General features: G+C 35.5%; 15 protein-coding genes. 6 read left to right on the top strand and 9 right to left on the bottom strand.

Annotation, left to right across the window (positions count from 1 at the left end; all coding sequences use genetic code 11):
- The first annotated feature begins 109 nt into the window (after window positions 1-109).
- The 3 genes from ACKXGU_RS03355 (at window position 110) to ACKXGU_RS03345 (ending at window position 1,846) form a co-directional block, all read left to right on the top strand.
- The gene (locus ACKXGU_RS03355; RefSeq protein WP_463466658.1) at window positions 110-565 is read left to right on the top strand and encodes a DUF4442 domain-containing protein; all 456 of its coding nucleotides are present in this window, start codon (window positions 110-112) and stop codon (window positions 563-565) included.
- A 68-nt stretch (window positions 566-633) separates the two neighbouring features.
- Window positions 634-1,434, top strand: coding sequence for a TIGR00266 family protein (locus tag ACKXGU_RS03350; protein ID WP_463466657.1), 801 nt, complete (start codon window positions 634-636; stop codon window positions 1,432-1,434).
- 214 nt (window positions 1,435-1,648) lie between these two features.
- The gene (locus tag ACKXGU_RS03345) at window positions 1,649-1,846 is read left to right on the top strand and encodes a hypothetical protein (protein ID WP_103052920.1); all 198 of its coding nucleotides are present in this window, start codon (window positions 1,649-1,651) and stop codon (window positions 1,844-1,846) included.
- Between the two features lie 32 nt (window positions 1,847-1,878).
- Here ACKXGU_RS03345 and ACKXGU_RS03340 read toward each other — a convergent pair whose 3' ends face one another.
- The gene (locus ACKXGU_RS03340; protein WP_463466656.1) at window positions 1,879-2,817 is read right to left on the bottom strand and encodes a LysR substrate-binding domain-containing protein; all 939 of its coding nucleotides are present in this window, start codon (window positions 2,815-2,817) and stop codon (window positions 1,879-1,881) included.
- Between the two features lie 104 nt (window positions 2,818-2,921).
- On the opposite strand from ACKXGU_RS03340, the gene ACKXGU_RS03335 reads away from it, so the two are divergent.
- Complete coding sequence (locus ACKXGU_RS03335; RefSeq protein ID WP_463466655.1) at window positions 2,922-3,401, top strand: Dps family protein; 480 nt, start codon at window positions 2,922-2,924, stop codon at window positions 3,399-3,401.
- Window positions 3,402-3,463: 62 nt separating this feature from the next.
- Here ACKXGU_RS03335 and ACKXGU_RS03330 read toward each other — a convergent pair whose 3' ends face one another.
- From ACKXGU_RS03330 to ACKXGU_RS03300, 7 genes are all read right to left on the bottom strand, one after another.
- Window positions 3,464-3,883: a DUF2141 domain-containing protein gene (locus ACKXGU_RS03330; protein ID WP_463466654.1), complete on the bottom strand. Its 420-nt coding sequence runs from the start codon at window positions 3,881-3,883 to the stop codon at window positions 3,464-3,466.
- 140 nt (window positions 3,884-4,023) lie between these two features.
- Complete coding sequence (locus ACKXGU_RS03325; protein WP_463466653.1) at window positions 4,024-5,355, bottom strand: DUF58 domain-containing protein; 1,332 nt, start codon at window positions 5,353-5,355, stop codon at window positions 4,024-4,026.
- Window positions 5,356-6,375 carry an AAA family ATPase gene (locus ACKXGU_RS03320; RefSeq protein WP_463466652.1) on the bottom strand — a complete coding sequence of 340 codons (1,020 nt, stop codon included), beginning with the start codon at window positions 6,373-6,375 and terminating at the stop codon, window positions 5,356-5,358.
- Window positions 6,376-6,381: 6 nt separating this feature from the next.
- A complete protein-coding gene (locus ACKXGU_RS03315) occupies window positions 6,382-7,572 on the bottom strand; it encodes a DUF4350 domain-containing protein (protein WP_463466651.1) in 1,191 nt (396 codons plus the stop codon).
- On the bottom strand, window positions 7,565-8,290 hold the full coding sequence (locus ACKXGU_RS03310) for a hypothetical protein (protein WP_463466650.1): 726 nt from the start codon (window positions 8,288-8,290) through the stop codon (window positions 7,565-7,567). Before ACKXGU_RS03310 ends, ACKXGU_RS03315 begins: the two co-directional genes overlap by 8 nt.
- Entirely contained in the window at window positions 8,283-9,206 is a 924-nt protein-coding gene (locus ACKXGU_RS03305) for a hypothetical protein (protein WP_463466649.1), read from the bottom strand. Before ACKXGU_RS03305 ends, ACKXGU_RS03310 begins: the two co-directional genes overlap by 8 nt.
- The gene (locus ACKXGU_RS03300) at window positions 9,196-10,167 is read right to left on the bottom strand and encodes a stage II sporulation protein M (protein WP_463466648.1); all 972 of its coding nucleotides are present in this window, start codon (window positions 10,165-10,167) and stop codon (window positions 9,196-9,198) included. Before ACKXGU_RS03300 ends, ACKXGU_RS03305 begins: the two co-directional genes overlap by 11 nt.
- Before the next feature lie 34 nt (window positions 10,168-10,201).
- On the opposite strand from ACKXGU_RS03300, the gene ACKXGU_RS03295 reads away from it, so the two are divergent.
- Both ACKXGU_RS03295 and ACKXGU_RS03290 read left to right on the top strand, forming a co-directional pair.
- Window positions 10,202-10,927: an RDD family protein gene (locus tag ACKXGU_RS03295; RefSeq protein WP_103052910.1), complete on the top strand. Its 726-nt coding sequence runs from the start codon at window positions 10,202-10,204 to the stop codon at window positions 10,925-10,927.
- Entirely contained in the window at window positions 10,927-11,532 is a 606-nt protein-coding gene (locus tag ACKXGU_RS03290) for a trimeric intracellular cation channel family protein (protein ID WP_463466647.1), read from the top strand. The genes ACKXGU_RS03295 and ACKXGU_RS03290 overlap by 1 nt, the downstream gene beginning before the upstream one ends.
- Window positions 11,533-11,536: 4 nt before the next feature.
- Here ACKXGU_RS03290 and ACKXGU_RS03285 read toward each other — a convergent pair whose 3' ends face one another.
- Window positions 11,537-12,241: a peptidylprolyl isomerase gene (locus tag ACKXGU_RS03285; RefSeq protein ID WP_463466646.1), complete on the bottom strand. Its 705-nt coding sequence runs from the start codon at window positions 12,239-12,241 to the stop codon at window positions 11,537-11,539.

Below are 12,241 nucleotides of genomic sequence, written 5' to 3'. Positions count from 1 at the left end.
TATATCTAAAAGAAGGTATTATGCAATACAAAGTACTTAAATTTAACATAATATTAACAAATTGAATTGTCGAATATTTTCAATATTTTTAGAAAATAATAGAGACTAAATGAAGCTAACACCTAGAAAAATTAACCTATTCAACTTGTTTAAACTGCCTGCAGCCTATTTTACAGGTGTTCGGGTTACTGACATTGATGATAACTCGTGTACAGTATCGGTAAAGCACCGATGGATCAATCAAAATCCCTTCAATTCCATGTTTTGGGCAGTTCAGGGCATTGCGGCGGAGTTGACAACAGGAGCCTTGGTTTTGGGGAAAATAAAAGGTAGCGGTAAAAACATTTCCATGCTCGTATTAAATAATAATGCCACATTTACCAAGAAGGCTACTGGAAGAATTCACTTTATATGTCGAGACGGTGCCAAAATTGATCAAGCCATTAAGCATACCATCGAAACCGGTGAGGGCCAAACCATTTGGATGCAATCTGTTGGAGTCAATAAAGATGGGGTTGAGGTGTCCACCTTTAATTTTGAATGGACTTTAAAGTTAAAAAGCTAATGCTATTTTGTAACGAATAAATAGAATTGGAAACTAATCAATAAATCAATCAATAAAAAAACTATAACATGAATGCACACGAAATAGATTACCATATTTATGGTGAAGAAATGCAATATGTAGAAATTGAGCTGGATCCTCAAGAAGGTGTTGTGGCAGAAGCTGGAAGCTTTATGATGATGGACGATGGTATTAAAATGGAAACCATATTTGGGGATGGTTCTACCAAAAATAAAGGGTTTTTAGGTTCTATATTGGGAGCCGGAAAGCGCATCCTGACAGGCGAAAGTTTGTTTATGACCGCTTTTTATAATGATTTGTCCGGTAAGCGCAAAGTAAGCTTTGCGTCTCCTTATCCTGGGAAAATTGTGCCCATTGATCTCACCGCTTACCGAGGGAAGTATATCTGCCAAAAAGATGCGTTTCTATGTGCGGCGAAAGGCGTGAGTGTGGGTATTGAGTTTAGTAAGCGTTTGGGTAGAGGATTATTTGGCGGTGAAGGATTTATCATGCAGAAACTGGAAGGTGATGGTATGGCTTTTGTGCATGCAGGCGGTACTTTGGCAAGACGCGAATTACAAGCAGGTGAAACGCTACGCGTGGATACTGGTTGTATAGTTGGCTTTACGCAAGATGTGGATTATGATATTGAATTTGTTGGCGGTATTAAAAATACCATTTTTGGAGGCGAAGGTTTATTCTTTGCAAAATTACAAGGACCTGGAACGGTTTATATTCAGTCACTACCATTCAGTCGTTTAGCAGGTCGGGTATTGGCGTCTGCTCCCAGAGGCGGCGGCAAAGATAAAGGAGAAGGTAGTATACTAGGTGGTTTAGGCGATTTATTGGATGGCGATAACCGGTTTTAAAAAATGAACAATGTTATTAACAGTCCTTTTGCCTTTGAAGCACTAGTGAATATGGATGGTTTTTAATTTTAGCAATTAATATTAGTATCTGGAATCTGTTAAAATTTTCTATACAATGAATTTTCAAAACATTTTTTTTGTACATTTAATCGGATTAATAAACCGTTCGCCTATAAAACAACTATACCTATTTAACCAAAAAACCTTAAGATTAATGGCAAGAGCAATGTTTGAGTACACCAAAACGGTACTTAAAAAAGTCAGTTTTGATGCTACGTTGTTTTGCAAAGAAGTACAAAAGGCACTTCAAAGATTACTTCCTTATGAAATTGAGGAGCTTAAAATCTTTATCGAGTCTTTAGTACGGCAAAACCCCGAATTAAATCAATGTCTAATTTATTTAAAACCATAGAATAGAAAAAGCGACCAATTGGTCGCTTTTTTTTATTTGGGTATTGGACTAATAATTTGGACATTTTCAAAGGCTATGGCACCTCGTATGATTCCTGAAATAACGCTTTGAAGGGCTTCTATGATTTGCATTTTCAATTCACTTTTGTGATAGATTATGCTCACTTCCCTGGCAGGAGCCGGCTCAACAAAGTAGTGTAGGTTTTGTTTTTCTTTATCGTTCAAATTTAAGGTATGCAAGTAGGGCAATAGTGTCATGCCTAATCCCTCATCCGATAATTTTATGAGTGTTTCTATACTGCCGCTTTCCAGCTGGAATTGATCATCGGTGTGGTCCTTAAATGCTTTGCAGAGATTGATTACACCATCTCTAAAACAATGGCCATCCTCAAGAAGGAGCATATCATCAATCTCTAAATCGGATATTTGAATTTTTCCTGATTGATGTAATCTGTGATGATTGGGTATATAACCAACAAACGGCTCATAATACAAAACACGTTCTTTGATGTTGTCATTTCCAAGAGGCGTTGATACAATAGCTGCATCTAAATGACCATCGTTTATTCGAGAAATGATTTCTTCAGTAGTTAACTCCTCAATTTTGAGTTTAATTTTAGGATACTTCTTAATAAAGGATTTTAAAAACATGGGAAGTAATGTGGGCATCACCGTTGGTATTATACCAATTTTAAACTCACCTCCAATAAATCCTTTTTGTTGATCAACTATATCCTGAATTCTGTACGATTCATTCACGATATTTTTGGCTTGAGTTACTATTTTTCTGCCTACATCCGTTAATTCAATCGGTTTCTTACTTCTATCAAAAATTTGAACATCCAATTCATCTTCTAGCTTTTGAATTTGCATACTCAAGGTTGGCTGCGTAACAAAGCATTTTTCGGCTGCTTTTGTGAAATTTTGGTGCTCTGCAACTGCCAGAACATAATATAATTGTGTAATGGTCATCGATATCAATTTAGGCTATAAAAATATAAAAACTATCAATAAAATTTATGGAAACACTAGTTAATTATAAATTAAATTTGTGGTATTAATTTAAAACAACAACAATGAAACTCAATAGTATTGGTCTGGATGACCAAAAAACAAAACATATTGCTCAAGACCTCAATCAATTATTGGCTAATTTTCAAATTTATTATCAGAATTTGCGAGGTATTCACTGGAACATTAAAGGCAAACGTTTTTTTGATTTGCATGTTAAGTTTGAAGAACTCTACAATGATGCTAATATGAAGGTAGATGCCATTGCGGAACGCGTATTAACTTTGGGTACAACACCACTTCATACCTTTGATGATTACATTGAGGCAGCTAAAGTACCTGTAGGTAAAAATATTTCAGAAGATGAAAAAGCAGTGAGACTTATTGTAGATTCAATCACTGAATTATTAAAAATAGAACGCGCTATTTTGGATAAGTCTGATGAAGCCAATGATGAAGGCACCAACTCCATGATGAGTGATTTTATTACAGAACAAGAAAAAACGGTCTGGATGATGAAAGCGTGGTTGGGCGAAACAGTATAAAATATATGTTAGAAATTAGTGGGCATAATTTGGATTATGCCCTTTTTTATACTTAAGATTCTTTAAAAACGAATAACGATTTCTTTGCTTTCAGTTAATTCAAATTGGGCGTCTGTAAAGGTTGGTGGTCCATAAAGCTTCGGGTTGTTGGACATACCATAGGATTCTTTGGGCATGCCATTGGCCTCAAAATCCATACGTTCATTGTCATTTTCATCATGCAAGACCATAATAGCATAATTACCAGGAGCTACATCTTCAAACGTTATTAATACTTGGCCATCTGTAACTTTGGATTTAGCGTTTAAAATTCCTTTTCCTTTCATAAAGGTGTCTGCAGTATGCAGACCGATCAGAACATGACCGTTGTCATTTAATGGGTTAGCAACCTTAACAGTTACAGAATAGGTTTTGGTTTGTTCTTGAGAATAACCAAATATGGAGGTTACTACAAGGGCAATAATTAGTGCGATGGTTTTCATATCATAAAATGTTTTAGTTAATATGGTGTAAAAGTCTTATGATATAGGGATAAAAAATAAATTCTCTGACCGAATTGTAGAATTATCCATACGAATTGTAGAAAGGCAATCATTCAGGATGATTCAAAGCCTGTGAATTACTAAATCAACCCTCGTGCTTTAATTTCAAGATATTTGTTGATGGTATTTATAGTCAGGTCTTCTGGAGGAGTCAAGATACTCTGAATGCCATGTTTTTGAAGTTCATTGACAATAAGTTTCTTTTCATAAACAAATTTTTCAGCAATGGTTTTTTCAAAAATTTCGTATGTGCTATCGGATTCTTTTAAAGTCAATTTTTCCAATTCGGTATTTTCAAAGAAAATAACCACAAGCACATGATTTTTGGCAATAGCCTGTAAATAGGGGAGTTGTCTGTGCAGGGCATCTAATGTTTCAAAATTGGTGTAAAGCAAAAGCAGACTTCTTTGCGTGAGATTTCGTTTAATATCAATATATAATCTCGAAAAATCAGATTCTGAAAAATCGGTATTTAAGTTGTATAAGGTCTCCAGAATTTGATTCATTTGTGATGGTCGTCTTTCGGCCACAACTTTGTTTTCGACCTTTCTGGAAAACGAGAACATACCGGCTTTATCTTGCTTTTTAAGTGCCACATTACTGATTACCAAGGTGGCATTAATAGCATAATCCAATAGACTTAATCCATCAAATGGCATTTTCATCGAACGACCTTTATCAATTACTGAATAAATAGGTTGGGAGCGCTCGTCTTGAAATTGGTTCACCATCAACTGATTGCGTTTGGCCGTGGCTTTCCAATTGATATTCCGTATGTCATCACCCGGTACATAATCCTTAATTTGCTCAAATTCCATGGTGTGGCCAATACGTCTGATTTTTTTCAGGCCAAATTCAAATATCTTGTTTGAAAATGCTATTAGCATATACTTTTTTAGCTGAAGAAAAGACGGATAGTTGGGTACCATAGCATTCTGTCCAAATTGATAACGTCGCGATATCAAACCAATTGGGGAAGTCGTGTAAATATTTAAATGACCAAAATGATACTCACCGCGTTCCAGAGGCCTCAATGTATAGGTGATTTTTTTTTCGGCACCTTTCTTAATATGCGTATTGATTTGAAAATCCCGTTTTTGATACTGAAAAGGCAATTCGTCTATGAGATTCAGCGCGACATTAAATGGATGTTTATTCAGGATTTTGATGTCAATGGGATTCTCGTCACCATTACTCAATTTTTCAGGTAAAACCCTAGTGGCTTCAATGCCTTTTTGCTTAAATAGTAATACGCCATCAACCAATGTAATGGCTACAAATACAACAAATAAGGTTTTACAGATTATTAATAAACCAGGAAATTGAAAGGCCATTATGAATAAAAAAGCCAATACAATCAGTCCGATAAAAAACCGAAATTCTAAATAAATATTTTTAAACAGGCGCTTCAATTATCTCGGTATTTCTATTGTCTCAAGAATTTGGTCAACCACTTTATCTACCGTAAAGGCTTCCATTTCACGCTCTGGAGTTAACACCAAACGGTGTTTTAAAACAGCTTTCGTACAGCGCTTGATATCATCGGGAGTTACAAAATCTCGTCCATGAATGGCCGCATTGGCTTTAGCCGCATTTAAAATGGCGATAGAAGCTCTGGGTGATGCTCCTAAATACAAATTGGCATTGGCACGCGTATTATTGATTATCGAAGCGATGTAGTGCAGCAAATGATCTTCAACCAATACCTGCTTAATTAAATTTTGATATTCGGTTATGTCGCTGGCAGTTAAAACGGCATTGATCGTATCATAATCTAATTTGTCCTCACGTTTATGGTTATCCATCAAAATTTTCACTTCTTCATCCAGACTGGGATAATCAACATTAATTTTAAATAAAAAGCGGTCTAACTGTGCTTCAGGCAAACGATAGGTGCCTTCTTGCTCAATAGGGTTTTGAGTTGCAAAAACTAAAAAGGGGGCTTCCATAACAAATTGATTGTTGTCAATGGTTATTTGGCGTTCCGCCATGACTTCAAACAACGCTGCCTGGGTTTTTGCAGGAGCTCGGTTTATCTCATCAATAAGCACAATATTGGAAAAAATCGGTCCTTTTTTATATTCAAAATCATTGGTCTTCACATTAAAAATGGATGTCCCTAATATGTCACTGGGCATCAAATCTGGTGTAAACTGAATTCTGCTGAAATCCACATTTAAAGTTTTGGCCAAAAGCTTGGCAGTAACCGTTTTGGCTACCCCAGGCACACCTTCAATTAGTGTGTGACCGTTAGATAGGATTGAAATTATAAGCAATTCGATCATATCATCTTGTCCGACAATAATCTTTCCTATTTCAGCTTTTATTTTTTCAACATGCTCTTGGAGCGGTTGCAAATTAATTCGACTGGTAAAATGGGAGTTTTCAGCTTCCGGTTGGGTATTTTCAAATGCTTCTTGATGTTCTTCCATGTGACATTATTTTATTAAGAATTTTTCAATCTTTTCGTTTAATTCAATGAGTTCTTTTTCGGTATGACGCGATTTGGATTTTAAATAGGTTATATAATCTATTAAAGATTTGGTTTCTGGTAGCGCATTTCCAGATTTTACTGATAAATTCTGAATGAAGCGTTCGCTAAATTCATGAGTTTCCAGATAATAATGGCTGCGTATATGTTCTAAAAAATAGGTGATTTTTTTATTTATAATATTGCTATAGTCACCATGTTGAAAGTACAAGTCTCCAATGGTTCTGGTAAAATCTACAGTCGCATTCTTAAGGGGTTCCGCAACTGGTATAATTCGCTGGGTGCGTTTGCCCTTAAAAATCACAAACAAGATTAATGACAACAAACTAATGTAAAAAGCCCAACGTAAAGCATCATTTGAAAGAATGAAACGTAATGGACTGGTGACAATTTTCCGACCACTTTTATAATAATTATCCCAAATGAGATTGTCCTTTGGAAGATAGGAAAGCACAGTCGCAACATAATCACTTTTACCATCAAGCATGTGATAGTTCGTAAATGCAAATGGATTACTGTGAATATAAAAAGCACCGCCATTGTCGCCAACGGTTGTTTTAACGAAGTTTATTTCTGAATATTCTTTGTCTTCATTCCAGTAATATCCCAATACAACACTATTTAGTGTGTCTATAGAGGTGATGAAATTGTTTTCTATGACATCAGTAAAAAAGGTATTGTTTTTAGAGAGTTTGGGATTCGAAAAGGTATTGTGAGAAGGGCTTTTTAGAAAGCCTTCATAATTTCGTTCAAATTCAATATTCAGTGTATCAGCGAGTTCTCCATAAAAATAGCTGGCACTGATAAAAACAGAATTTCCTTTTTCAACAAATTCTACAAGGGCATCTGTTCCCTCTGACTCAAGGGAAATGTAATTATTTATCAATAGGATGGTTGAATTGGTTGAATCGGGAACTTGCTTTAAGGTCTCATACAATGATTTTGATGAGGTTTCCAAGTTGTTATCGGTAAGATCCTGTAATTCCTGAAACAGTATGTAACAACCTAAAGGAATTTTATCAGCCGCTGAATAGGAATCACGCCAATTAATGGCCTTGGGTTTGGAAACTTCAGCAAACATTAACAGCAGAATAATAAAACCAATGCTGTAAAGCGCAAATTTCGAGCGTTTATCCATGAATAGCTTGGTTTAGGTTATTAAAATCCTGTTGATTTTTAAGGAAGCTGGATTCATCAATACTAAATTCACCATACCAAACATAGTCATATATGTAAGACACGCGCTTAAAATAAGCTTTTATGGTTTCGTCCTCAATTTCGTTTAGGTAATCGTTATTGGTCTTATCATAATGCCAATCAATAATATTTTTACGGGTCAGTTTTTTCAGGGATGCTAAATACAGGTAGCGCGTTGCTAAACGGTAATTAGTGTCCTTCAGTGCTTTTTTTATTAAGGCATCAAAATTAACTTCCGTGATGTCTTCTTCCACATATTGAAATTTTTCAATGGTTTGTTCATCTGTTTTAAAAACGGACTGAATCGGTGATTGCAATAAGAATTTCAATAACAGGTATATGGATCCTAACGCCAATAGTCCATAAACTATATATTCCAAGGTTTGATAGTCTATAAAGTCTAAATCAATGCCAAAAACTTCACCAAGCCACCTAAAGAACTTTCTGAAAATACCTTGAATTAAATTGACACCACCCGTATCGTTGATATCGTATTTAAAATCGGAGTCATCATAACGTTCCTTGATATTTTCTTTAAAATATGTAACGGACACATCGGATGAATCAGTTTTTACAGGATCTTGACTGAACGCATATTGGTTGGGGTAAATAACAAACCCAATAACGAGTATTATGATATGTTTGATGGTTTTAGTCATTAACGCCAATCTCCTCAATACGTTCCCTCAAAAATATATTGTAAGTCTCTTCATGTAAATTAAAATACAAAATGCCATAAGCCAGTTGTGATAAGGCTTGTGTGAAAATAAAAGATAATAGGAATATGGCAAAACCCAGAGTGAATATCACGGTAGCAAGTGTGCTCGTAAAGATTTCTACATCACTTTCAACAGAGAAATAAACATAAATTCCCAAAATAAATCCTGGAATAGATAAAATTAACATGGTAATCATCAGGTTTAAAATACCTATAATCAGGCCATAGAATACGACACGTATAAAATTGTTGATTGTGAAATTCCAACCTTCAGAGAAAGCTTCACCAACAGATTTATTGCCAACAAAAAGTGAAATAAACGCAAGACCGAAAAAGGCTCCTATGGTAAAACTTAAGGCATATTGGGCCAACATGCCTAATAAAGGTATAAAAGCCAAAATGAATGAAATTATAAGATATCCCAGATAAATTCCAACACCAATGAGAATAAACAAAATCATGTAACCTACTTTGCTTTTAAGTGAATTCCAAACATTTTTGGAATGTACGGTTCCTTCATGTTTAACATACTCATTGATATAGGCGCTGGAAATACCATAATTAATTAACGCTGTGAGCGCGAAAATGAACACTAAAACAACAGCTCCCAAACCAATGTATAGGTTATTGTCAACATTACTACCCATCCCAAAGCGAAAATCACGACTGGCCAGTCCCATGAAGCCAGTAACCAGTAAGTAAGATCCCATAATAGTTAGGATCATACTAATAGCATTGTACCGTAAATAGAGGTTGGTGTAATGCTTGAAGTTATACTTTAAAAACAAAAAGTAGGTGTTAATAATATCACCGAATGTATTTCGTGTGCGCAGTTCTATGTAGGGTTTAGGATTCATTAGTTAACTTGAGATTTCTGTTTAGTTTAATCGGATATATAACGTAATAATAGATTATCAAAGTCAATGATGCCAAAATAATACCATAGCGTAATATCCAGGGCATCTGTTCACCAAAACGGGTAAAAAATCCTTCAATAAATCCTGCAATGATAAAAAATGGAATGGTACTGACTACAATTTTAAGACCGTCTTTAGCACCTTTCATAAAAGCAACCCGCCTGGAGTAGGTTTTTGGGAATAAAAAACTATTACCCATTACCATGCCTGCGCAGCCAGCAATAACGATGACCGATATTTCAATGGTGCCATGTAACCAGATGGTTGATGTTTTTTCTAAAATACCATAGTTGTAAAAAAAGGTAATAAAAGCGCCTAGCATAATACCATTGCTAAACAATACATATATGGTTCCAGCACTAAACAACACGCCAAATGCAAAAGCAATGATAGCCACCCGAATATTATTGATGGTAATCCCTAAAAACGTGCCAACCTGACTACCGCTTTTATAAACGGCCATAGGTTCGCCGTTTTCAATATTTTCAATAGTCATATTCACATAGGCATCTCCAAGAATGAGCCTGACAAAACTATCGTCATGTAAGGTTGATATAACACCAATAAGCACTGCAGACATGAATATTAGAAAAGCATAAAGCAGCGTTTTGTGATAGTGTTTGAAGAATAGTGGAAACTCATATTTCCAAAAGGATACAATCTTGTTTTTGGATTCCCGTTTGGTGATATAGATTTTTTGATGCGCTTCAGATGCCAACGAGTTTAAATACAATAAAGTCTTACTGTCGGGATAGTAAGTCTGTGCATAGGACAGGTCATTGGTTAGTTGAATATAGTAGGAAGCGAGGTCATCAGGATTAATTTTTACATTATTGTGTAATGCTTTTTCAAATACCATCCATTTTTCCTTATTTTGCTTCACGAAAGATGCTTCGCGCATAGAAAAAATTTAATTTGAACGAATATACATTTCCATGAGCAAATTAGCAATTAACACTGCCCAAAATGTTAATTTAGATTATAAACTGATTGGTGTTGGGGAACGATTTGTGGCATTCTTGATTGACGGACTCATATTAACGGCTTATATGTTTGTTGTGGAAAACCTCGTAGAGGTTTCAGCTATTTTTGATACGGATAGTTGGACACGTCGCGGTATGTTGGGGTTGTTTTTATTGCCGGCGTTTTTCTATTCCTTGTTATGTCATATTTTGTTTAGTGGACAAACTATCGGGAAGATGCTTCTGAAAATTAAGGTAGTCCGATACGATGGTTCCCCAACACAATGGTATAATTTATTGGTAAGGTGGATGTTACGCATTGTAGATATCTGGATGTTCTTTTCTTCCATAGGTGTTATGAGTATTTTGTTATCTGATAAAAAACAACGGGTAGGAGATGCGGCTGCTGGAACCGTGGTTATTAGCGTCAAGCAAAAACATAAAATAACCAGTACCATTTTAGAGGATATTACTGATGATTATCAACCGGTTTTCAGCACAGTAACTCAATTGAGTGATAAGGATGTTAGGATCATTAAGGAGACCTTTCAGATTTCTAAAAAGAACAATGATTTTAAAACACTCACCCTCTTACGAAATAAAATTTGTAGCGTCCTCCAGATAGAATCCGAATTGTTTGATAAGGAATTCATTGATACTATTCTAAAGGACTATAACTACTATACGCAGAATATGTAATGTTTTACACCATTGATATTTTAGGAACTATTGCTTTTGCCATATCTGGTGTTTTAGTAGCATTAAGCAAAAAAATGGATCCTTTTGGAATCTTGATTATTGCTTTTGTGACAGCCGTTGGTGGCGGAACGCTTCGTGATATCCTCATTGGGGATACACCTGTTAGCTGGATGAAAAATTTAACATTTACCTATGTCATCATCGGGTCATCTATTTTCGCCATTCTTTTTAAAAGTAAAATTGATTATCTCCGCACCTCTTTATTTTTGTTCGATACCATCGGGATTGGGCTTTACACCGTAGTAGGTGTTGAAAAAGGTATTTCGGCTGGGTTGCATCCTATTATTTGCATAGCATTGGGTACCATGTCAGCTTGTTTTGGAGGTGTTATCCGTGATATTTTGTGTAATGAAATTCCGGTCATTTTCCGTAAGGAAATTTATGCTACGGCCTGTATTTTAGGCGGACTCTCTTATTTTTTAATTAAAAAATTACCCATAGATAACAATGTGGTTTTTATTATTTCAGGGTTGGTGGTTATAGCAACGCGATTGATTGCTGTACGATTTAAAATCAGCTTGCCAAGTTTGTATAAAGCGGATTAGCGTACTACTTGATTATCTCAACCTTTTTAATATATATATTATTCAAAGGCCATTCGCCCTTGTCAGTTTTTTGGGCGGCTATCTCATCAACCACGTCCATGCCTTTGGTAACTTCACCAAAAATCGTGTATTCGCCATCCAAATGATGCGCGCCGTTTTCAGCCTGAACAATAAAGAACTCATATGGAGAAGCTAATTTATAGGCATTTTCAATTTCACTACTGGGCATACTCAAAACACCTCGGCGATGGGTATAACCACGCTTGGTGTCAGGTGGTAATAAATAGTGTCCTATTTTATTGCGTTTGCGTTTCACTTTAGGATCATCCGTGTTGCCAGCTTGAATAATAAAGTTATTAACGACTCTATAAAATTGGGTTTTGTCAAAGTAACCGCGTTTGATGAGATAGATAAAATTAGCGCGATGGAACTTGGTTGTATCGTAAAGTAGGACTTCGATTTCACCAAAACGGGTGGTGATACGCACCTTGTTTTCTTTGTTATCCTTCTCATATTCCAAAAAGAACTCCATGGCATTATCATCCGTCAAAAAGGGAAATTCAGGTTCTTTCTTAATAACAGAATCTTTTTTTACAGGCGCTTTTTTGGTTTTTTGAATAGGTTGTTTGGTTACTTTTTCTTGTTTGGATTGTTTATCTTCACAGCCAGTAATTATTAAGCAAAAACAAATTAATAGAATTCGATTCAT

Source organism: Hanstruepera sp. CR43 (genome assembly GCF_055227665.1).
This window is presented reverse-complemented; position numbering and strand designations above follow the sequence as displayed.